This window comes from Vibrio sp. S11_S32 (assembly GCF_014694465.1).
GTDB lineage: Bacteria > Pseudomonadota > Gammaproteobacteria > Enterobacterales > Vibrionaceae > Vibrio > Vibrio algicola.
Genome location: NZ_JAAUWS010000007.1, coordinates 102,614 through 125,772, shown reverse-complemented (window position 1 = coordinate 125,772; position 23,159 = coordinate 102,614). Strand labels below are relative to the sequence as shown.

The 23,159-nt window shown below is 43.1% G+C and carries 17 protein-coding genes and 5 tRNA genes; 13 read left to right on the top strand and 9 right to left on the bottom strand.

Features of this window, described 5'->3' with window-relative positions; all coding sequences use genetic code 11:
* Nucleotides 1-8: 8 nt before the first annotated feature.
* Nucleotides 9-1,115, bottom strand: a complete 1,107-nt coding sequence (locus HC723_RS06300) for an efflux RND transporter periplasmic adaptor subunit (RefSeq protein ID WP_190338538.1) — start codon at nucleotides 1,113-1,115, stop codon at nucleotides 9-11.
* A 64-nt stretch (nucleotides 1,116-1,179) separates the two neighbouring features.
* Nucleotides 1,180-1,773: a TetR/AcrR family transcriptional regulator gene (locus tag HC723_RS06295; RefSeq protein WP_153448024.1), complete on the bottom strand. Its 594-nt coding sequence runs from the start codon at nucleotides 1,771-1,773 to the stop codon at nucleotides 1,180-1,182.
* 128 nt (nucleotides 1,774-1,901) lie between these two features.
* Between HC723_RS06295 and rep the strand changes: the two genes are divergently transcribed.
* Nucleotides 1,902-3,917 carry a DNA helicase Rep gene (gene rep / locus HC723_RS06290; protein ID WP_190338537.1) on the top strand — a complete coding sequence of 672 codons (2,016 nt, stop codon included), beginning with the start codon at nucleotides 1,902-1,904 and terminating at the stop codon, nucleotides 3,915-3,917.
* A gap of 85 nt (nucleotides 3,918-4,002) precedes the next feature.
* Here rep and HC723_RS06285 read toward each other — a convergent pair whose 3' ends face one another.
* Nucleotides 4,003-4,410: a c-type cytochrome gene (locus HC723_RS06285; protein ID WP_153448022.1), complete on the bottom strand. Its 408-nt coding sequence runs from the start codon at nucleotides 4,408-4,410 to the stop codon at nucleotides 4,003-4,005.
* Between the two features lie 362 nt (nucleotides 4,411-4,772).
* Here HC723_RS06285 and HC723_RS06280 point away from each other — a divergent pair.
* From HC723_RS06280 to HC723_RS06235, 10 genes are all read left to right on the top strand, one after another.
* Nucleotides 4,773-4,849: transfer RNA gene (locus HC723_RS06280), tRNA-Arg, on the top strand.
* A gap of 49 nt (nucleotides 4,850-4,898) precedes the next feature.
* Nucleotides 4,899-4,974: transfer RNA gene (locus tag HC723_RS06275), tRNA-His, on the top strand.
* A 96-nt stretch (nucleotides 4,975-5,070) separates the two neighbouring features.
* Nucleotides 5,071-5,147: transfer RNA gene (locus tag HC723_RS06270), tRNA-Pro, on the top strand.
* Between the two features lie 42 nt (nucleotides 5,148-5,189).
* A tRNA-His gene (locus tag HC723_RS06265) sits at nucleotides 5,190-5,265 on the top strand.
* A gap of 93 nt (nucleotides 5,266-5,358) precedes the next feature.
* Nucleotides 5,359-5,435 (top strand) — tRNA-Pro (locus HC723_RS06260).
* 597 nt (nucleotides 5,436-6,032) lie between these two features.
* A complete protein-coding gene (locus HC723_RS06255; RefSeq protein WP_153448021.1) occupies nucleotides 6,033-7,748 on the top strand; it encodes a dipeptide ABC transporter ATP-binding protein in 1,716 nt (571 codons plus the stop codon).
* 192 nt (nucleotides 7,749-7,940) lie between these two features.
* The gene (locus HC723_RS06250; RefSeq protein ID WP_190338536.1) at nucleotides 7,941-9,500 is read left to right on the top strand and encodes an ABC transporter substrate-binding protein; all 1,560 of its coding nucleotides are present in this window, start codon (nucleotides 7,941-7,943) and stop codon (nucleotides 9,498-9,500) included.
* A gap of 217 nt (nucleotides 9,501-9,717) precedes the next feature.
* Nucleotides 9,718-10,701, top strand: coding sequence for an ABC transporter permease (locus HC723_RS06245; protein WP_153448019.1), 984 nt, complete (start codon nucleotides 9,718-9,720; stop codon nucleotides 10,699-10,701).
* Between the two features lie 14 nt (nucleotides 10,702-10,715).
* A complete protein-coding gene (locus HC723_RS06240; RefSeq protein ID WP_153448229.1) occupies nucleotides 10,716-11,666 on the top strand; it encodes an ABC transporter permease in 951 nt (316 codons plus the stop codon).
* Between the two features lie 277 nt (nucleotides 11,667-11,943).
* A complete protein-coding gene (locus tag HC723_RS06235; RefSeq protein WP_190338535.1) occupies nucleotides 11,944-12,924 on the top strand; it encodes a Gfo/Idh/MocA family protein in 981 nt (326 codons plus the stop codon).
* A gap of 26 nt (nucleotides 12,925-12,950) precedes the next feature.
* Here HC723_RS06235 and HC723_RS06230 read toward each other — a convergent pair whose 3' ends face one another.
* From HC723_RS06230 to HC723_RS06215, 4 genes are all read right to left on the bottom strand, one after another.
* Nucleotides 12,951-13,568 carry an AcfA family outer membrane beta-barrel protein gene (locus HC723_RS06230; RefSeq protein WP_153448017.1) on the bottom strand — a complete coding sequence of 206 codons (618 nt, stop codon included), beginning with the start codon at nucleotides 13,566-13,568 and terminating at the stop codon, nucleotides 12,951-12,953.
* Between the two features lie 21 nt (nucleotides 13,569-13,589).
* Nucleotides 13,590-13,934: a hypothetical protein gene (locus HC723_RS06225; RefSeq protein ID WP_190338534.1), complete on the bottom strand. Its 345-nt coding sequence runs from the start codon at nucleotides 13,932-13,934 to the stop codon at nucleotides 13,590-13,592.
* A 448-nt stretch (nucleotides 13,935-14,382) separates the two neighbouring features.
* Nucleotides 14,383-15,753 carry a glutathione-disulfide reductase gene (gene gorA / locus HC723_RS06220; protein WP_190338533.1) on the bottom strand — a complete coding sequence of 457 codons (1,371 nt, stop codon included), beginning with the start codon at nucleotides 15,751-15,753 and terminating at the stop codon, nucleotides 14,383-14,385.
* A 119-nt stretch (nucleotides 15,754-15,872) separates the two neighbouring features.
* Nucleotides 15,873-16,709, bottom strand: coding sequence for a 23S rRNA (adenine(2030)-N(6))-methyltransferase RlmJ (locus HC723_RS06215; protein ID WP_153448014.1), 837 nt, complete (start codon nucleotides 16,707-16,709; stop codon nucleotides 15,873-15,875).
* A gap of 224 nt (nucleotides 16,710-16,933) precedes the next feature.
* On the opposite strand from HC723_RS06215, the gene prlC reads away from it, so the two are divergent.
* Both prlC and HC723_RS06205 read left to right on the top strand, forming a co-directional pair.
* Nucleotides 16,934-18,994 carry an oligopeptidase A gene (gene prlC, locus HC723_RS06210; protein ID WP_190338532.1) on the top strand — a complete coding sequence of 687 codons (2,061 nt, stop codon included), beginning with the start codon at nucleotides 16,934-16,936 and terminating at the stop codon, nucleotides 18,992-18,994.
* Nucleotides 18,995-19,142: 148 nt separating this feature from the next.
* Nucleotides 19,143-19,760, top strand: coding sequence for a LysE/ArgO family amino acid transporter (locus HC723_RS06205; RefSeq protein WP_153448012.1), 618 nt, complete (start codon nucleotides 19,143-19,145; stop codon nucleotides 19,758-19,760).
* A gap of 245 nt (nucleotides 19,761-20,005) precedes the next feature.
* Here the strand turns inward: HC723_RS06205 and HC723_RS06200 are convergent, their stop codons facing one another.
* The gene (locus tag HC723_RS06200; RefSeq protein ID WP_153448011.1) at nucleotides 20,006-21,304 is read right to left on the bottom strand and encodes an anaerobic C4-dicarboxylate transporter; all 1,299 of its coding nucleotides are present in this window, start codon (nucleotides 21,302-21,304) and stop codon (nucleotides 20,006-20,008) included.
* A gap of 111 nt (nucleotides 21,305-21,415) precedes the next feature.
* On the bottom strand, nucleotides 21,416-22,861 hold the full coding sequence (gene aspA, locus HC723_RS06195) for an aspartate ammonia-lyase (protein ID WP_153448010.1): 1,446 nt from the start codon (nucleotides 22,859-22,861) through the stop codon (nucleotides 21,416-21,418).
* Nucleotides 22,862-23,159: the final 298 nt, after the last annotated feature.

Here is a 23,159-nt window from a genome sequence, read left to right as displayed (position 1 = left end):
GCCTCCGATTATAACATTGGGGTTTCAGGTGGTGGAGTAGTCGCATCGCTTTCAACCACTTTGACTTTGACGTGATTACTTAAGCGTACTTGACCGGATGTGACAACCGTTTCACCGGCTTTAACCCCTTCAAGTAGATGAACTCGATCGGCTTGGCGTTCACCGGTTTTAACCACACGTTGTTCCACACGTTTTTCACCATCTTTATCGATCAGGATATAAACACTGTTGCCGTACAAAGTATAAGAAATCGCTGTTTGTGGTACTGCAACTTGATCGTGAATGGTGGGTAACACAATACTGGCTCGCGCGAACATACCGCTACGCAGTTTATTGTCATTGTTTGGGATCTCTGCCTGTACTTGAATCAAACCACTTTGAGCATTCACCGCAGGTTCGATCGCGCTGACCTTACCGGTAAACTTAGTGTTAGGGTAAGAATCGACCAAAATATTGATCATCTGATCGCGATGAATAAGGCGAATATCAGTTTGAGGTACGGTAAAGCGCAAGCGCATCACACTGGTGTCTTCTAGGCGGGTCACTTCATCCCCAACTTGCATGAATTGGCCAAGATACACATTACGCAAACCAACAACACCAGTAAAAGGGGCTTTAACACTGCGGCGCTCAATTGAGGCTTTTAAGCTTTCAATATCAGCGGCCAATGAAAGGTAACTGGCTTTAGCATCATCGTAAGACTCTTGAGAAATCGAATTCTTTTTATATAAGTTGGCATAACGTTGTGATTTAGCTCTTGCGGCAGGCAGTCGCGCCTGAGCACTTTTCAAATTGGCTTTCTCAACTTTTGAATCCAGTTGAGCTAAAACCTGCCCGACTTTAACTTCGGCGCCAGATTCAAATTCAATTTTATTGATCATGCCACTTTCTTGTGAAGTAAGAGTCACACCTTGTAGTGGCTCGATAAAACCAATCGCATCTATGGTTGGAACCCAATCCGAAGACGCCACTTTTTCAACCGTGACTGGAAATTCAGGTTCTGGCATATTGGTCATATACTCAGCGATTTTTTGTTGCTTAAACAGGTTAAAGCTAATCACGCTGCCAAAAAGCAACACAGCAAGCAATAACATGAAGAAAGTCCACTTTTTCATTTTTCAGAACTCCAAATTTCCAAATGAGTATTTATAGTAAATAATAGATATTATTGAATATTAATTAATGCAGGATCACCGCATCCCAACTGGCTTCAATCGCCGATTCTAATGCGCTTTCGGTCACGGTATAACAGCCGAGAGCGTGTTTTCTGGCTAGTGCTAAACTGACATCTAAGCTCAAACTGGCTAGAATATGATTATCGAGTGGCTTAAAGATCCCTTGGGCTTTTCCTTGATTGAATAGTTTTTCAATTTTGCCAAACAGCTGACGCTCTTGCTCGGTATGGCGTCGAGTGGTCGTTGGCAGCGCTTCATATTGAATTCGATTTAAAATCGTATCGATTTCAGTTTTAGTTGAGGTAAGATGAGCGACGTTTTTCCAGATAAGAATAAACTGCTGCTTGATCGGCATATCACTTTCAACACCCTGCTGAACCATCACGGCGACGCGTTGCAAAACATGCAAACGTACCGCCTCGACTAAATCGTCTTTATCGTTGAAATAGCGATAAATTGTTCCAGCAGCAAGACCCGCTTGTGTGGCAAGTTTATGCATCGACAAACCTTGGAAGCCATTTTGAGCAATCAATCGCTCCGCGGTATCCAATAAAAGCTGTCGTTTATCTGATGGTTGTGGCGTATTTTTGTCGGACATAGCTCGATATCAATGAATGAACGTTCATTCATTATATGTCTGGCAATATAGATTCGCCACAAGCAATTACCGTTATTATTGTTTTGTTACATTTACCCATAAACCACTTGGTTAAAAGCAGAGATCTCATGAAATTAAACCCAAATCAAAATGAAGCCGTTAAATTTATTTCGGGTCCTTGTTTAGTATTAGCGGGAGCGGGATCGGGTAAAACGCGGGTGATCACCAATAAAATCGCCTATTTAGTGCAACAGTGTGATTATCAAGCGCGTCATATTGCGGCGGTAACCTTTACCAATAAAGCGGCACGCGAAATGAAAGAACGCGTGGCACAAACACTTGGCAAGCAAGAGTCACGCGGTTTGATGATTTCGACCTTTCATACCTTAGGTTTGAATATTATTCGTCGTGAATATAAAGCATTAGGTTTAAAGGCAGGGTTTTCATTATTTGACGATCAAGACCAACTCGCGTTATTGAAAGATCTGACCGAAGAACAAATTGATGGCGATAAAGATTTACTGCGCCAATTAATGAGCAGTATTTCAAATTGGAAAAACGACATGCTCACCCCGCAACAAGTAGCAGGACAGGCACAATCAGAACAAGATCACTTGTTTGCCCATTGCTTCAATATGTACCAAAAACAAATGAAAGCGTACAACGCGCTGGATTTTGATGACTTAATCGCCATGCCAGTCATGCTGTTAAAGACCAATCAAGAAGTGCGTGAGCGTTGGCAAGCCAAAATCCGCTACCTGCTGGTGGATGAGTATCAAGATACCAATACCAGTCAATATGAATTAGTGCGCTTAATTGTTGGTGAGCGTGCACGTTTAACCGTCGTAGGGGATGATGATCAGTCGATCTATTCTTGGCGTGGGGCAAAACCCCAAAACTTAGTGCTGCTTAGCCAAGATTACCCTCAGCTTAAAGTGATCAAGCTTGAGCAGAATTATCGCTCGACCAGTCGGATTTTACGCTGTGCCAATATCCTGATCGCCAATAATCCGCATGTCTTTGAGAAAACCCTTTTCTCTGAAATTCCCGATGGCGAAAAGCTCAAACTGCTGATGGCAAAAAATGAAGAGCATGAAGCAGAAAGAGTGACCGGTGAGATCATTGCGCATAAGTTTATGAATCGAACTCATTATAAAGATTACGCTATTTTGTATCGTGGTAATCACCAGTCGCGTTTGATTGAAAAATCACTGATGCAAAACCGAGTGCCATATAAAATTTCTGGTGGCACTTCATTCTTCGCTCGCTCAGAAATTAAAGACATCATGGCGTATTTAAGAGTGCTGGTGAATCCGGATGATGATAATGCCTTTTTGCGGATGGTGAATACGCCCAAGCGCGAAATTGGTCCGGTAACATTAGAAAAACTCGGCAGTTACGCCAATATGCGTGGTAAAAGTTTATTTGCCGCCAGTTTTGAGATCGGCTTAGAGCAACATCTTTCAGGGCGAGGGCTAGAGTCGCTGCGTAACTTCACTTCATGGGTAGTGCAGTTATCGGATAATGCCGAGCGTGGTGATACGGTAGAAGCGGTGCGTTCACTGGTGCGTGATATTCATTACGAAGATTGGTTGTACGAAACCTCGGCCAGCCCAAAGTCGGCAGAAATGCGGATGAAAAACGTATCGGACCTGTATTCATGGATCACCGCAGACTTGGAAGGTGACAACTACGATCAAGAAGTGAAAACCTTAAAAGAAGTGGTACAACGACTGACTCTACGAGACATGATGGAGCGTGGTGAAAGCGAAGATGACGCCGACCAAGTGCAATTGATGACCTTGCATGCCTCGAAAGGCTTGGAGTTCCCGTATGTGTTCTTAATGGGGACGGAAGAAGGGATCTTACCGCATCAAACCAGTATTGATGAAGATAACGTCGAAGAAGAACGACGCTTAATGTATGTAGGGATCACACGGGCACAAAAAGAACTAACGTTTACCATGTGTCGTGAAAGACGCCAATATGGTGAGTTATTAAAGCCCACTCAAAGTCGTTTCCTAGATGAGCTGCCCTTTGATGATGTGGAATGGGAAGCGCAAAAGAAGCCACAAACCGCAGCAGAAAGAATGGAAAAAGGACAAAGTCACATTGCGAACTTAAGAGCGATGTTAAACAAATAATCGCGCGACAAACAGAACAAAACCTTGCTGTTAGTAAGTTATAACAGCAAGGTCAAGTTTACTTGGGGATATAAAGTAATGTTGCTTATAAACCTTCAGTCATCACTTTAATCGCAGCGACTAACTCATCATCACTACAATCCATGCAGGTGCCTTTGGGTGGCATGGCATTAAAGCCGTTGATGGCATGATCTTTTAAGACATCCATCCCTTTGGCTAAATGTGGCTTCCAATCGGCTGCGTCACCTTTCTTCGGTGCGCCACTTACGCCAGTACCATGACAAGCAACACAGAAAGTACCGTAAACGGTCGCGCCATCTCGAGGGCCTGAAGGTTCGGCTTTAACCGGTTCACTGCCGGCTAAATAGACATCACCAACCGGTTTAATTCGCTCGGTAATTGCATCACGGTCACTTTGACTCATATCGGCAGCAAAAGCTGAAAAGGTGAATGTTGCGCTAAGGATCAATAAAATTGGGCGAATCATATCCATAAACTCACTATAATTAAGTCAAAATCAAGCGTACTCGCTTCCGTTGAGCCGCCGTATTTCTTTATACTGTTTGATATAATGTTGCTGCGTTACTACGATGTGCCATTATCGCCGCGACCATTATTTTTAGGTATAAATGTTTGATAAAGTAATAGTTACAAAATTGTAAACAAGACGTGAGTATATCCTTTTCAATCGGAGTGAGAAACCCTAACATTGCAGTGATACGGCTTCTGTCACATCATAAATAACTCGATATAAGCATTAATTGTTGAAAAACCCATCAAACAGTAAAAAAAGTTGAAATAACACTAGACGATCCTGTACGATATCCGTATTATTCTTCTCCGCCGATAGGGCATGCGCCCGTAGCTCAGCTGGATAGAGCGTTGCCCTCCGGAGGCAAAGGTCGAAGGTTCGAATCCTTTCGGGCGTACCATTTCTGGAATGCTTTGAAAGTAACAATCGGCAAAAAAGAAACACCATTGGTGGCTATAGCTCAGTTGGTAGAGTCCCGGATTGTGATTCCGGTTGTCGCGGGTTCAAGCCCCGTTAGCCACCCCATATTAAGGTAACCTTGAGTTTCCTGTTTTGATTAAGTCGAAACGAAAAGACTTCAGTTGGTGACCCTGCCAACAATTATGAAGCAAAAGAAATACTCGGTGAATAGCGCAGCTTGGTAGCGCATCTGGTTTGGGACCAGAGGGTCGGGGGTTCGAATCCCTCTTCACCGACCATATTATAAAGTTCGCTTTTAAAGCGTATTTTAAGAGTTAATGGTGGCTATAGCTCAGTTGGTAGAGTCCCGGATTGTGATTCCGGTTGTCGCGGGTTCAAGCCCCGTTAGCCACCCCATTATTTAAGGTAACTTAGGTTTCCTGCTTTGATTACAGCGAAATACTTCAGTTGGCAACCCTTCCAACAATTATGAAGTAAAATGAAAAATTTCGGTGAATAGCGCAGCTTGGTAGCGCATCTGGTTTGGGACCAGAGGGTCGGGGGTTCGAATCCCTCTTCACCGACCATATTAAAAAAAACCACTCAGCAATGAGTGGTTTTTTTTGATCATAGCCCCGACAGTTGGGGGTTCACAAATATTCAAAACCTAGCTCTTCATCGACCATATTTAAGAAGACCTCAGCAATGAGTGTTTTTTTGATCATAGCCCCGACAATCGGGGGTTCACAGATATTCAAAACCTAGCTCTTCACCGACCACATTAAAGAAACCGCATCAGTAATGATGCGGTTTTTTTCGTTTAAATATTAGTGAATAGCGCTTCATCAATTCCTTTTTTTGGTTAAACATAAATATTTTCAAAACCCCTCTATAGTTAAATGTCATCAATTAAATCAACGCCTTAATGATAGTTTTGTTTTGTTCGATTTTTTGGTGTTAAATCTGGTTTAGAATGCCACATGTTAGTCTATTGTTAACTACTTGTGCCTGTTTTGTGCGTGTGAGCCATTTTTTATGCTGTGTTTGTTGCTTTTTTATCAATTGTTTGCCAAATTGGAGTGCAATAATCTGTAACCACCATCACAAAATGGCTGGATTATACGAATGGAATCGTTTTTTTTGCAGACAGGGAACAAAACTGTCAGTGCAGTAGAGGTCTGGTAATGCCACTTTTAGAAGTTAAAGATCTGCGGATTGAATACCCGTCGCGTCATGGGGTTCATGCCGCAGTAAAATCATTGTCATTTAGCATCGAGCGCGGCGAAATCGTTGGCGTAGTGGGTGAATCCGGCGCTGGTAAATCAACCGTTGGGAATGGCGTAATCGATTTACTTAGTCCCCCTGGCGTGATTGCTGGTGGCGAAGTCTTTCTGGATGGTGAAAAAATATCGGGTTTAACCCCAGAGCAAATGAAACAAGTGCGTGGATCTAAAATTGGTTTTATTTTCCAAGATCCAATGACCTCACTTAACCCTCTTTTTACCGTTGAGCATCAGCTGACCGAAACTATCCACGCCAATATGAAAGTGTCCGATCAAGAAGCTTACGATCGTGCGCTGTCATTAATGAATCAAGTGGGTATTCCACAACCAGAAAATCGTCTTAAACAATATCCTCATCAGTTTTCTGGTGGTATGCGTCAACGTGTGGTGATCGCGATTGCTTTAGCGGGTGAACCTGATTTAATTATTGCCGATGAGCCAACCACGGCACTAGATGTCTCGATTCAAGATCAGATCCTTAAACTTATCCGCGACTTATGCATTCAAAAAAATGTTGGTTGTATGTTGGTAACCCATGATATGGGTGTGGTGTCTAATGTGACTGATAAAATCGCTGTGATGTATCGTGGTGATTTGGTTGAGTTTGGTGAAACGGCCAAAGTATTAGGTACTCCTGAGCATTCTTACACTCGCAGTCTCATTTCAGCGGTGCCACGCTCAGATGCCAAGTTTGATCGCTTCCCGTTAGTGAGTTATATCGAAGAAGCGCATGAACTTGAGCCATTGGATGTTAAAAATCACTGGTTAGGTCAAAGCCAAGATCAACGTGATTACACGGGTCCATTGCTCGATGTGGATAATGTCAGTTTGCGTTTTATCACCAAAGACTCTTTGTTCGAGTCTCGCCGCGAATATGTGCAAGCTTCAAATAAGGTCACTTTCCAAGTCCATGAAGGGGAAACCTTTGGTTTGGTGGGCGAGTCTGGTTCGGGTAAATCCACCATTGCTCGTGTGATTGCGGGTTTATATGCACCCAATGAAGGCAAAGTGACTTTTGAGGGCATCAATCTTACCAATATCAAATCGGAACGTGAGCGCCGTCCGTTTCGACGCCAAATGCAAATGGTGTTTCAAAACCCTTACACATCAATGAATCCACGCATGAAGATTTTTGACATCATTGCTGAGCCGATCCGTTTTCATAAGTTAACGCGTAATGAGACCGAAACTCGCCAGATCGTGCACGATCTTTTGGATCACGTCGGTCTGGGGCGAATGGCTGGGGTGAAATATCCGCATGAATTCTCTGGCGGTCAGCGTCAACGTATCTCAATTGCCCGCGCTTTAGCCACTCGTCCACGCTTATTGATTTGTGATGAACCAACTTCAGCATTGGATGTGTCGGTTCAGGCACAGATCTTGAATCTATTAAAAGACTTACAAGATGAATTAAATCTCACCATGCTATTTATCAGTCACGATTTGCCGGTTATTCGTCAAATGTGTGATCGAATTGGGGTGATGAGAATGGGAGAGTTACTGGAAGTTTCTCCTACCGAGCAATTGTTTACTGATCCGCAGCATGAATACAGTAAACATTTGATTTCTTTAATGCCTGAATTTACGGGCTTAAGAGAAGAAGCAAAAATAGCTTAGTTTTTGATATGACATATTTTTGATGCATTGATTAATCAGTTATTGAGCGACTTTTCAATAAAGAAAGCGCAACAAATCACCGATGTAAACACAACCGCTCGACTAGGCATGCCTTTATTTGAAGAGGCTAATGCTTAGTGTGAGCAATATAAAATAGATAGGGACATGAATCCCGCATGAAGGAGTTATGCAATGAAAACCATTAAGACCAAACTGGCGACAGCATTGATGGTCGCAGGCCTAAGCTTTAATGCTATGGCTGCCGATATCACGGTTGCTTACGATGCCGATCCTGTATCAATGGATCCGCATGAGCAACTGTCTGGCGGTACGCTGCAGTTATCACATATGGTATTTGATCCACTGGTTCGTTATAACCAAAAATTTGAATTTGAAGCTCGTCTAGCAGAAAAATGGGAACGTATTGACGAAAAAACTATGCGCTTCCATTTGCGTAAAGGCGTGAAATTCCACTCTGGTAACACCTTGACTGCTGATGATGTGGTGTGGACGTTCGAGCGTCTGCAATCATCTGCCGATTTTAAAGGCATCTTCACGCCATTTGAAAAAGCAGTGAAAGTGGATGACTACACGGTTGATCTTGTCACTAAAGGCGCATTCCCTCTTGTTCTGCAATCTGCGACTTATATCTTCCCAATGGATAGTAAATTCTATTCGGGTAAAGACGAGAGTGGTCACGATAAAGGCGAAATCGTGAAGCATGGTAACTCGTTTGCTTCTACTCATATTTCAGGTACGGGGCCGTTTATCGTGACTGAGCGTGAGCAAGGGGTAAAAGTAGAATTTGAACGCTTTAAAGATTACTGGGATAAAAGCTCAAAAGGTAATGTTGATCACTTAACCCTAAAACCAATCAAAGAAAATGCTACTCGTGTAGCCGCATTGCTTTCTGGTGGTGTTGATGTGATTGCGCCTGTTGCCCCTAATGATCATAAACGTGTGATTGATTCTAAAGGTATCGATTTAGTGACGCTGCCGGGTACGCGCATCATTACTCTGCAGATGAACCAAGATAGCAACCCTGCGCTAAAAGATAAGCGTGTACGCCAAGCGATTGTCTATGCCATCAACAACGAAGGTATTGCCAAACGTATCATGAAAGGTTTTGCAACCGCAGCAGGACAACAAAGCCCAGAGGGTTACGCCGGTTATAATCCAGAGTTGAAACCTCGTTACGATCTTGCAAAAGCCAAACAGTTAATGAAAGAAGCAGGTTATGAAAAAGGCTTAAGCTTGACTATGATTGCGCCTAATAACCGCTATGTGAATGATGCAAAAATTGCACAAGCCTCGGCGGCTATGCTGTCTAAAATTGGTATCAAGGTCGATCTGAAAACCATGCCGAAAGCGCAATACTGGCCAGAGTTTGATAAATGTTCAGCCGATATTTTAATGGTTGGCTGGCATGCCGATACCGAGGATTCCGCTAACTTAACGGAATTCTTAACCATGACTCGCAATGAAAAAACCGGTAAAGGTGCTTACAACTGTGGTCACTACTCTAACCCTGAAGTCGATAAACTGATTGAAATGTCGAATACGGAAACCGATCCAACTAAACGTGGTGAAGAGCTGCAAAAAGTGGAGAAAATTTTGTACGACGACGCGGCTTTTGTTCCGCTACATTGGCAGAACCTTGCATGGGGCGCTAAATCTAACGTTCACATGAAACCGATTGTGAATGCGATGGAATTCCCATACTTCGGTGACCTGGTAGTCGATGACAAATAATCAGTGATAAAAGCTTGGTTGTAAAAGGCTAAGTTATAAGTCGTTAGATTATAAAAAGAAGCTCAATATATTGGCCGTATTTTTCGAGTAAGATTTTGGTTAGCCCAATCATGGGTTCGTCGAATCATACGGTCAAATTGGATTAACTGACATTGCTTGTGGCATATCGTACATAACGCGATGTTCAGTATTTACATGGAATTTTAAGGGGCAAGAGATGTTTACGTTTCTGGTCAAGCGCCTGTTTCAGGCACTGATAGTGATGTTTGTGATCAGTTTGGTTGCGTTTTCCATCCAGGATAACCTAGGTGACCCGTTGCGTGAGTTAGTTGGACAATCTGTCTCTCAAGCTGAGCGTGATGTATTGCGCGATGAAATGGGGCTAAATGACCCATTTGTAGTCAAATATCATCGTTTTATTGTTAATGCCGTGCAGGGCGATCTAGGAACGTCGTATTTCTTTAAGAAGCCTGCGGTAGACGTTATTCTTGAAAAACTGGTCGCGACCCTAGAACTGGTGTTTGGGGCGGCGTTAATTATTGTCTTTTTATCCATTCCGCTTGGTGTTTATTCCGCCATTAATCCAAAAAGTTGGCTCACCAAAGCGATCATGGCCTTTAGTAGTATCGGGATCTCGATTCCGGTGTTCTTAACCGCCATTCTACTTATGTATGTATTTTCAATCGAGCTTGGTTGGCTACCGTCTTATGGCCGTGGTGAAACGGTAAATGTGTTAGGTACCGGTTGGAACTCAGGCTTGTTTAGCCTTGATGGGTTGGCACACTTAGCGTTGCCTTGTATCTCTTTAGCCTCAATCATGCTGCCATTATTTATCCGCTTAGTTCGCTCTGAAATGCTGGAAGTATTAAGCTCGGAATATGTGAAATTTTGTAAAGCGAAAGGCTTATCACTGAATAAAATTTACTACCAACACGCACTCAAAAACACCATGTTACCGGTGTTAACTGTGGGTGGGGTGCAAATTGGTACTATGGTGGCGTACACTATTTTAACCGAAACCGTGTTCCAATGGCCGGGTACCGGATTCCTTTTCCTTGAAGCGATTAACCGTGTTGATACCCCATTGATCACCGCCTACGTTATCTTTGTTGGCTTAATTTTTGTGGTGACCAACACTATCGTAGATTTGTTGTATGGCTTGGTTAACCCAACCGTCAATATTACTGGAAAGGGAGCGTGATCATGGCGGATTCTATGACAACAAACAGCACTACATCATCTGTTGCGCCAAGCCGCTGGCAGCGTTTTTCTCAGTCGGATTTTTTATATTATTTTAAACGCGACAAAGTGGCTATGGTCAGTTTTGCGGTGTTCTTAACTTTTTTCTTGGCGGCATTACTGTCACCTTGGATTGCCCCAACGAACCCGTATGACCTAACCTCGATCGATATTATGGATTCCGAACTGCCACCATCTTGGATGGAAGGGGGCGATGCGGCGTTCTGGCTTGGCACGGATGACCAAGGACGTGATATTTTCTCGACTATTTTATATGGTTCGCGATTATCGCTGATGATTGGTTTTTGCGCGGTGGCATTGCAGTTATTTTTAGGCATAATCATTGGCTTATCGGCGGGTTACTTCGGTGGTCGCATTGATAGCTTTTTAATGCGCTTTGCCGATGTGCAGTTGTCTTTCTCAACTATGATGGTGGCGATCATCGTGTCGGCTATTTTCAAAGCCAGCTTTGGTGGTGAGTTTTACGGTGAATATGCGGTATTGATGCTGATTGTGATCATTGGTGTGGCTGAGTGGCCGCAATATGCGCGTACCATTCGTGCTTCAGTATTAGCGGAAAAGAAGAAAGAGTATGTTGAAGCGGCACGCGTGATGGGTTTCCGTTCACCGCGTATTATGTTCCGTCATATTCTGCCAAACTGTTTATCACCAATCTTGGTTATCTCAACCGTGCAAATTGCCAATGCCATTATGTCGGAAGCGGCGTTGTCGTTCCTTGGTTTAGGGTTACCGGTTGATCAACCTTCACTGGGATCGTTAATCAGTATTGGTTTTAACTATATCTTCTCTGGTTCTTGGTGGATCACCGCTTTCCCTGGCATTGTGTTAGTGACTATAGTGTTGGTGATTAACTTACTCGGTGACTGGTTGCGGGATGTATTTAACCCTAAGCTGTATAAAGGATAAAGCTATATAAGGCTTAATCGAGACAAAGATTAATGGCATGAAATTTCTAGCTAATATTGTTGATTACGAAAAGACGTTTAAACCGTCCATGGGCACTTGAAAAAGAACGTCCATGTTCTTTGACACTTTTCTCCATCAACAATATGAATAGAAGTGTAGTGTTGTTAGATGACCATAAGCCTTCCCCCTTGGTACTATTATTTAGGGGAAGATGTACAATAAGACCACAGAGTGCGAGCTTTGTGGTTTTCTTATTTTAGAGTAGAGGTTCAAGCTTATGTTACGACTGGCAATTATTGGTACTAACTGGATCACCGAGCGTTTTGTACAAGCGGCATTGGAAGTCAAAGAGTTTGAACTGAGTGCGGTGTATTCTCGTGATACTGCGCGCGCCAAAGAGTTTGCAGCGCCGTTTAATTCAGATGCGGTGTGTTTTGATGATCTCACCGAAATGGCCCAAAGTGATGCGTTTGATGCGGTGTATATCGCTAGCCCCAACTCACTGCATTATTCGCAAAGTGTGTTAATGCTAGAAAATGGCAAACATGTGATTTGTGAGAAACCAGTTGCCTCTAACATCACTCAAGCCGAGCATATGTACCAAGTCGCTGAGCAACATAATGTGGTGTTATTTGAAGCATTTAAAACTGAATACCTACCTAACTTCGCCTTGATTAGCGAACACTTACCGCAACTGGGTAAGCTGCATAAAGTCAGTATTCATTACTGCCAATATTCTTCGCGTTATCAGCGCTACCTTGATGGTGAAAACCCGAATACCTTTAATCCTGATTTTTCGAATGGCTCGATCATGGATATCGGCTTCTATTGTGTTTCTAGTGCGGTGGCGTTATTTGGTGAGCCGGAAAGCATTAAAGCGAGTGCTCACTTACTTGAATCGGGTGTGGATGCGCATGGCAGTGCCATTTTAACTTATCCCGAGTTTGAAGTGGTGATTTGCCATTCTAAAGTGTCGGACTCTGTCTTACCGACTGAATTGCAAGGTGAGGCGGGGGTAATGCATATCCCTCATATTTCAGAGTGCGATCATGTGGATATAAAACTGCGTGGTGAAGAGGTGGTGACTTATCAAGTGCCACAACTAGAAAATACCATGACTTATGAAGCCAGCATTTTCGCCCAGCAAATCAAACGCGGTCAATTATGTCAGCAAGCAAAAGCTCGTGCGTTAGGCGTGTCTCGTATTACCACTGAAATTCGCCGTCAGACTGGGGTAGTATTTCCTTCGGATGCCTAAAATCAATGGGATAGTGGGGTTTGGTGCTAAAAATAGTAACTTGAGCTTAGGCTTAATGAGGCTGTTTTAGTGGCTTGATCCGCTTGATATTGGCTCGTAATACCTAAGGTAAGTTGATCGTTGACCGTGAACTCTAATCCAAGACTTGCAATTCCACCCCAATAATTTTGTGAGCTTGAATGAGTTGTCGTGGTCTGTGTTTCATTGGTTCTAATTTGAAAGTCATAGTGGGTATAGCTGATTCCAATACCTGATTTAACCCGCCATTGATCATTTAAAGGATAAAAATACATAGGGATAAAGCTAGTCTGCTTAGCCGTTCCTTTCGATTCCCAAGCTTGCTTATTGTTATCGGTTGTCGCTACTTTGATGGCGCTGACCTCATTGTGCATTCTATATTGGCGATACTCCAATTCTGCTCCCCAATGTTCTGTAAATTGATAGCCAGCAACACCACCCCAGATGATGCTCGAAGTATTAGGGCTAAGATCAAGATTACCGATATCAGAATGATAGACATGGTCAGAAACACCAAAACCAAGATTGAGGCCAAGGTAAGGTTGAGCTGATGTAAAAAAAGGCAAAATTGCTAAACTGGTCAGTGCGACGTTACGCAAAAATTTAATCGAATTAGATTTGAGCATAAAGCCGACCTTATTAATGAGTTAATTACTGATCTTAAGGAAAAATCCAATATGAGGGACCTTATCATCGTAGTTCACTTCACCACCAATGGCGATGTTTTCGGTAAAGTAATACGTCATATCCGCCGATGTTTGTAGATAGGTTCGGTCGTAAGCGTATTTCGCGCCAATATTTACGCCACTTTCTAGCTTGTCGGTAATGCTGTAGCGTAAACCGGTGAGGGCGCTAACCCCAATACTGCCATCATCGGACTCTAATCCGACAATTTGATCTGCTGTTGAGCTTAAATCGCTGTCTTTATACCAATCGTAACTGAGCTCACCACCAAACACCGCATCGAGTGCTTCTCGTTTTGAGGTCTTCATAAACGTTTGAGAAGGGCGGCCAACACCGCTATCGTCAGGTGCGTGTTGTAATAATACTGCGATTACTGTTTGTCAGGATGTCAGAAGTTCCTGATACCGTGGAGGTTTCAGCCAAGCTATGAAAACTAAATAAAGCTAAGACACTTAATCCAATCACTTGAATTGCATGGGTTAACTTGTGGTTAGTAAAAAATAAAGTCATATAAACGATTTGAATCCCAAAAGGGAGAAATATTCATCATCCGTAGGTTATTATTGTTGTTATTGGTCTGATGTATGGATCTTAAAAAAAGAAAAACCCCAAGCAAGAGATTCTTGCTTGGGGTCCATAATTTGCGGCTCCTGAAAATCACGTCAATTTATATAGGCAGTTCAATCGCCTTATTACTACGTGATTTATACTTGTCTTACTTGCAGCGTCAATTATTTTGACGGCATTGTTAGCGATTTACCTCATGGTAACGAATTCTTCACTACCGGTTGGGTGGATCGCAACCACCGCATCAAAGTCTGCTTTAGTGGCGCCCATTTTCATCGCCACTGCAAAACCCTGGATCATTTCATCGACGGTAAAGCCAATGCCATGCAAGCCGACCACTTTTTCATCGTCACCTGCACAAACGAGCTTCATTTTACACGGTTGACGGTGCTGTGTCACGGCTGTGTACATTGCTGTGAAGCCCGACTGGTAAATTTTGACGTTTTCTTGACCATATTTGGCCACGGCTTCCGCTTCGGTTACCCCGATAGTACCAATGGGTGGATGGCTGAAGACCACGGTTGGGATCAGGTCATAATCCATTTTAGCCGTGGTTTTGCCGTTAAATAGACGTTCAGATAGCTGACGACCGGCTTTAACCGCAACGGGTGTGAGCTCAACGCCACCTTCCATAATATCCCCAACACAATAGATACCTTTGACATTGGTTTCTTGGTATTGGTCGACTTTGATGTAACCACGATCGTTGGTGGCAACGCCAGTGACATCTAAGTTAATCGCATCGGTTGCAGGATGGCGACCAATCGCCCAAATTAAAGTGTCGACGTTTTGGCTTTCACCGTTTTCAAGGTGCAGCGTTAGGCTACCATCAGCTTCTTTGACCACTTCTTTTGGTACTGAGTGAGTATGTAAAGTCGGCCCTTCTGCGTCCATGACTTCAACCAGAGTGTCGATGATCATCGGATCGAAACTACGTAGTGGTGATTCTTTACGCACATATAAATGAGTCTCTGTGCCTAATGCGCTTAATACTCCAGCGATTTCAACCGCAATATAACCCGCACCAACCACGGCCACACGTTTAGGTTGTTCGGTGATTTCAAAGAAACCGTTTGAATCAATACCGTGCTCTGCGCCTGGCACGTTTGGAATGGTTGGACGACCACCGACGGCAATTAAAATATGATCGGCAGTGTAAAGCTCACCATTGACTTCGACCGTTTTCTTATCGACACCATCTCCTGAAACAAATCGCGCAAAGCCACGAATGACATTGATTTTGTTGTTACCCAATACACGATCGTAAGATTGATGAATACGGCCAATGTAAGCTTGACGGTTTTCAACCATTTTGGCCCAGTTGAAGCTTTTAACGTCGACATCAAAACCGTAATCTTTTGAATATAGGTTGATCGCTTCTGCTACTTGCGCGCCATGCCACATCACTTTTTTCGGTACACAGCCAACGTTGACACAAGTGCCACCCAAATCTTGCGCTTCAATTAACGCGACTTTCGCGCCGTACATTGCCGCGCGGTTAGCTGAAGCTATGCCACCACTGCCGCCACCAATACAAATGTAATCAAAATGCGTTGTCATTGTGTTCTCCGTAACTGTGTTTAAGGCATGTCCGTTTTGGTCGGCATGCGAGTGAATTTTGCTATGGTCTATTTATCATTAATGGGGGTAGCTAAGATGAACCGCAACCCCAAATTATTTTATTCAGGAACGATCCACTCTACTTTAGAAAAGCCGGTTGCAGGTGCGATCGCTTGTTGTAATCGCGGCAAAATATCCCGCATTTGGCTTTCGAGTTTCCACGGTGGGTTTATCACGATCATGCCAGAGGCCGTCATGCCACGCTCTTCGCTGTCGGGTGATACGCCCAGTTCAATTTGTAAAATCTTGCGAATGCCGAGATCTTGCAAACCTTCCAGCATGTCATCGATATTGCTGCGATACACCACCGGATACCAAATGGCATACACCCCAGTTGACCAGCGTTTATAGCTTTGAGCAATCGCTTTGACTACGTCTTGGTATTCATGGGCTAATTCATAAGGAGGATCGATTAAGACTAAACCACGACGCTCTTTTGGTGGCAAGCAGGCTTTTAAATGGGCAAAGCCATCTTTTTGATGCATCGACACTTGGCGATCACGATGAAACTCTTGTTCAAGTAATGGAAAGTCACTTGGGTGTAATTCGGTTAATACCATGCGATCGTTAGGGCGCAAATGAGCGCGTGCGACCCGAGGAGAGCCGGGGTAATAACGCAATTCTTCTCCGTGATTAAGATTGGTCACCGCTTGTAAGTAACTGCTTACTTCTTCCGGTTGAGCCGTATCCCAAATACGAGCAATACCTTGTTTGTATTCACCGGTTTTTTCAGACCATTCATGGGTCAAGTCATAACGACCGACACCCGCATGAGTATCATGATAGACAAATGGCTTATCTTTTTGCTTCAGTGCATCAAGAATTAAGCTTTGTACTATGTGTTTAACTACGTCGGCATGGTTGCCAGCATGGAAGCTATGACGATAACTCAGCATGAAATATCTCTTTTAAAAGGGGGTATTATTGTTTTCCATGATACCGAAAATCAGCTCGATATGCGTGACAAAAAATCAGCCAATTTATTTTTTCGTGTGCCGCGACTGAAAAGGCTTTTGCTTTTTCTTTATCCGCCCATTGAAATTAGCATCGATCGGCTACATTTAATCAGTATAAAGCGATAAAAAAGCTGTGATCTCAATTCACGATTAAGGAAGCCTTCATGTCAAATCCGTTACTTACTTTTACCCAATCGGCTGATGGTTTGCCGCCATTTTCTCATATTCAACCCCATCATGTTTTACCCGCTGTTGAGCAAGCGATTGCCGATTGTCGAGCTCAAGTGGAAGCGGTATTAGCGACGGGTGATGCGCCAACTTGGGATTCTATCTGCCAGCCATTAACTGAAACCGATGATCGCTTAAGTCGAATTTGGTCGCCAATTGGGCATCTTAATTCGGTTAAAAATAGCCCTGAATTGCGTGAAGTGTATGAAGCTTGTTTGCCGTTATTGTCAGAATACGGTACTTGGGTTGGTCAACACAAAGGCTTGTACGATGCTTATAAAGCGATTAAAACCGGCCAAGAGTTTGCGCGCTTAAATACCGCGCAGCAAAAAGCGATCACCGATGCATTGCGTGACTTTGAATTATCGGGTATTGCACTCCCTGCCGATGAACAAAAACGTTATGGTGAGATCAGTAAGCGTTTGTCTGAATTAGGTTCAACGTTTTCAAATAATGTCCTTGATGCCACTATGGGTTGGTCTAAGCACATTACCGAAGAAGCCGATTTAGTTGGTATGCCAGAATCGGCCATGGCGGCCGCCAAAGCCAATGCGGAAGCGAAAGAACTTGACGGTTGGTTGCTGACACTTGAAATGCCATCGTACATTCCAGTGATGACTTATTGTGACAACCAAGCACTGCGCCAAGAAATGTATGAAGCATTTGTGACTCGCGCTTCGGATCGTGGTCCCAATGCTGGCAAATGGGATAACACCGAGATCATGGCAGAAGAGCTAAAACTGCGCCATGAAGTGGCTCGTTTATTGGGCTTTGCTTCTTACGCAGAAAAATCACTGTCGACTAAAATGGCCGAAAACCCAGCTCAAGTGATGGGTTTCTTAAATGATTTAGCATTAAAAGCAAAACCACAAGGCGAGAAAGAAGTTGAGCAATTGCGTCAATTTGCTGAGCAAGAATGTGGCGTCAGCGAATTAAACCTGTGGGATATTGGTTACTACAGCGAAAAACAAAAACAAAAATTGTTCCAAATCTCAGATGAAGAATTACGTCCTTACTTCCCTGAGTCAAAAGTGGTGTCGGGTTTATTTGAAGTATTAAGCCGCGTGTTCGGCATGACAGTCAGCGAAAAACAAGACATTGAAATTTGGCACGAATCAGTACGATTTTTTGAAATTAAAGACAGCCAAGGTCAATTGCGTGGCAGTTTTTACTTAGATTTATATGCGCGTGAACATAAACGTGGCGGCGCTTGGATGGACGATTGCAGGGTGCGTCGTAGCCTAAGTGATAAACAAGGAAACATTCAGTCTCCGGTGGCGTATTTAACCTGTAACTTCAATAAGCCAATCGGTGATAAGCCCGCTTTGTTTACCCACGATGAAGTGGTGACGTTATTCCACGAATTCGGTCATGGTATCCACCACATGTTAACTCAAGTGGAAGTGGCCGATGTGTCGGGCATTAATGGCGTGCCTTGGGATGCGGTTGAATTGCCAAGTCAGTTCTTAGAAAATTGGTGTTGGGAAGAGCAAGCATTGGCCTTTATTTCAGGTCATTATCAAACTGGCGAACCATTGCCAAAAGCGATGCTAGATAAAATGCTAGCGGCCAAGAACTTCCAATCGGCGATGTTTATTTTGCGCCAGTTAGAGTTCGGCCTATTCGACTTCACGCTGCATTCACAATACGATCCAGAAGTGGGCGCAAAAGTGCTGGAAACTTTGGCGGAAGTCAAAGCCAAAGTGGCGGTTCTGCCAAGCCTTGAGTGGAACCGATTCTCTCATGCTTTCAGCCATATTTTTGCAGGTGGTTATAGTGCGGGTTACTACAGCTACTTATGGGCAGAAGTGCTTTCAAGTGATGCATTCTCTCGTTTTGAAGAAGAAGGAATTTTCAATCAACAAACCGGTCAAAGTTTTTTAAATAACATCCTAGAAATGGGTGGCAGTGAGGAGCCAATGGAACTATTCAAACGCTTCCGTGGCCGTGAGCCTAAGATTGATGCGCTATTGCGTCATGCTGGTATTGAAGGCTAAACGTTAGTTTTCATTGGTAAAAGGTTAAAATAAACGAAGTCGTAAGCCTCGGGTGAAAGCTCGGGGCTTTTTTTTACCTAAAAATTTCATCTCATTTATACTCTGCAAATAAAATGGAAATTCATGGGTGACATCTAAGGACAGAAAAATGTTAGCAGTAGCCTTAAAAGGAGCGTTTGTCTCCGGCAGTTTAATTGTCGCGATTGGCAGCCAAAATGCTTTTTTATTGAAGTCGGGTTTAAAAAATAACTATGTGATGCTGGTGGCGAGTATTTGTTTTTTAGGCGATATATTACTGATTAGCACCGGTGTATTAGGGGTTGGGGCGTTAATGGAGCAATCCCCGCTTCTCACCAAAGGATTAACCCTATTCGGAATTGGTTTCCTTTGTTGGTATGGTTTTATATCAGCCAAATCGGCGTGGCGTGGGCAAAGTCATCTCGATATTGATAATGGTGAGGTCAACCGTAATTGGGTGGCAGTGGCATTAATGACACTCGCGATGACGTTTTTAAATCCACATGTGTATTTGGATACTATCGTGGTGCTGGGCGGCATTACTTCGTCATTGAGCTTTGAAGAAAAAAAGTGGTTCTTGATTGGGGCGTTAACCGCTTCTGCTATTTGGTTTTATGGCTTAGCGTATGTGGCGAAAAAATTAATCCCTATTTTTGCGAAACCGAAAACGTGGCAAGTGTTGGATTCGATTATTGCGCTGATCATGTTCTCAATTGCCTTTGGATTAGCTAAGCCGTTTGTGAGTTGATATTTATACCAATTCCAGTGATTTTATGAGCTATAAAAATTGGATGCAGAGAAAAGTGTAAAAGGCCATGGACGGCCTTTTCTCAAGCGACCAGAACGGGACAGCGTCTTTTCGGAGTATTCAACTTGATCAGGTATTAAGTTGAATTGGAATTAGTTCTGTAGATGTGTAGGCAATAAAAAAGGAAAGAGCGAGTGGCTCCTTCCTTTTTTTAAGTGGTAGCGGTATTTAATCGAGTGGTAATTCTAAAGAATCATGCCACCAAATAGGAAACCAAGCGCTACCGATGACGCAATAGTGACAACACCAGGGATTATAAATGGGTGGTTAAATACCCACTTACCAATTCGTGTTGAACCAGTGTCATCCATTTCGACTGCCGCCAATAATGTTGGGTAAGTTGGCAGTACAAATAATGCACTTACTGCTGCAAATGATGCGACAGCGGTAAGAGGTGCGACACCAATTGCGAGCGCTGCAGGCATTAATGCTGTTGTTGTTGCCCCTTGTGAATAAAGCAGCATAGAGGCAAAAAATAGCGTGATTGCTAGCATCCATGGATATTGTTGTAGTAAGTCACCTGCAAAGTGCTTAATTTCTACGATGTGAGCAGACACAAAGGTATCTCCTAGCCAAGCCACACCAAGAACACAGATACATGCACTCATTCCTGAGCGGAAGGTGGCAGCTAATGAAATCTCAGCAGCATCAATTTTACATAGCGTGACAATTGCCGCTGCTGCGGTCAGCATGATAGCCATGATGGCTTCGTTACGACCAATATGAGGATGCTCAATTATCCCTACTGATCCACTGATCAAGGTTGCATAAATGACAACAAACACAATTGCTGCAGCAAAAATATAGACAGAGCGTTTAGCTGCCGCGGTAGTCACGGTCGATTTAACTTCTTTTATTTTAATCAGACCTTTCGCCATGCGGTCTTGATAAATAGGGTCATCTTTTAGTTCACACCCCATAAAGTTGGCAACAAATGCCCCCACCATACAAGCAAGGAATGTGGTTGGAATACAAACGGCGAGTAGATGTAGATAACTCACACCTAATGGCTCCAAAATACCAGCAAAAAAGACCACAGCAGCAGAGATAGGAGAAGCAGTAATTGCAATTTGTGAAGCAATAACGGCAATCGATAATGGACGAGAAGGTCGAACACCTTGCTCTTTTGCTACTTCAGCAATAACCGGCAAGGTAGAAAAAGCTGTATGACCAGTGCCAGCCAGTAACGTCATAAAATAAGTCACAATAGGCGCGTAAAAAGTAATACGTTTGGGGTTTTTACGTAGAAATTGTTCGGCTAATTTAACCAACCAATCCATCCCACCCGCGACTTGCATTGCCGCGATAGCAGTAATAACGGAAGCAATAATTAAGATAACATCGATCGGGATACTACCAGCATCCACCCCAAAAAACATAGTAAGAGCAATAACACCTGCCCCACCAGAAAAACCAATACCTATGCCACCAATTCTGGCTCCGAGGTAAATAAATAACAGAACAATAAACAGTTGTATCAACATAACAGTGTTCCTTTTATAGAATACGGTTTCTAATTTATCTTGCATTAGATATGACAATGGAGGCAAGTTATTGCCTCCATTGAATTAATGCTTAATCAATACAGGCAAATATTAGTTATAACGTTTTGCCTTATATTGTGGGTGCATTAGGTTTTCTGGCGAGAAGATCTCATCGAGTTGATCTTCAGTCAGTAAACCACGGTCGAGTACAATTTCACGCACGCTCTTACCGGTTTCAGCACAAATCTTACCGACGATGTCGCCTTCGTGGTGGCCAATGTATGGGTTTAAGTAAGTCACGATACCGATAGAATTAAATACGTACGCTTCACAAACCTCTTTATTGACGGTGATGCCATCAACACATTTGTCGCGTAGGTTTACACAGGCATTTTTCAGTATTTCTAATGATTCAAACATGCATTGTGCGATCACAGGTTCCATCACGTTCAACTGTAATTGACCGCCTTCGGCTGCAAAAGACAGTGCGGTGTCATTACCAAGAACCTTAAAGCACACTTGGTTAACCACTTCTGGGATCACTGGGTTCACTTTTGCTGGCATGATAGAAGAACCGGCTTGCAGTTCTGGCAAATTGATTTCATTTAAGCCAGTACGAGGACCAGAAGAAAGTAGACGTAAATCGTTACAGATTTTAGACAGTTTAATCGCTAGGCGTTTTAGTGCGCCGTGAGCCATGACATAAGCGCCACAGTCAGAGGTTGCTTCGATCAAGTCTTCCGCTGCAACACATTCAAAACCCGTTACTTCCGTTAAATGTTTAACTGCTAATGCTTGGTATTCAGGCGCGGCGTTAAGGCCGGTACCGATAGCGGTTGCGCCTAAGTTTACTTCTAACAATAATTTAGAAATGTAATCTAAGTTACGAATTTCTTCATTTAGAGTCACAGACCAAGCGTGGAATTCTTGACCAACTGTCATTGGTACTGCGTCTTGTAATTGGGTGCGACCCATTTTCAAGATGCCGTCAAATTCAGTGCTTTTAAGATCAAAGGCTTCTTTTAGGTAAGCGACTGCTTCAATGGTTTTTAAGATGCTACTGTAAACCGATACGCGGAAACCGGTAGGATAAGCACAGTTAGTGGATTGGCTCTTGTTTACATGGTCATTTGGGTTGATGAATTGGTATTCACCTTTTTGCTTGCCCATTAACTCAAGTGCAAGGTTGGCAATGACTTCGTTAGTGTTCATGTTAACAGAAGTGCCCGCACCACCTTGGAATACGTCTGATGGGAATTGATCCATGCATTTGCCAGTAGTCAGAATAACGTCACACGCTTGAATGATGAAATCACTGATATCAGCAGGCAGTACGCCGATTTCTTTGTTGGCTAGAGTCGCCGCTTTTTTGGTCATTACCATGCCGCGAACAAATTCAGGCACATCAGAAATGGTATTGTTTGAGATATTGAAGTTTTCGATTGCGCGAATAGTGTGAATGCCGTAATACGCTTCAGCTGGAACTTCACGTTGGCCAAGAAGATCTTCTTCGATACGAAATTGCTGAACAGGAGTGTCAATAATTGGATTTGTCATTAATTTGGACCTCAAGCATATAAGCTTAATAAATACAATATTTGCCGTGTTACTTAGAATCCATTCATGAGAACAATAGGCTGTTTTTTTCTGGCTGCAATCATACCCCTTTAATTGCACAAAAATAGATCCTAGATCAAACTTTTCAACACCTATAATTATTTATCTGAGCATAATGAGAACACTTATTTTTTGCAGGTTTAAAAACGGCCGTTTGATGGTGGTAATCTTATATTGTAAGGGTTGTAAACGATAAGTTACGTTTTGTTGTGGTTATTATTTGTTGTCTTGATCATGA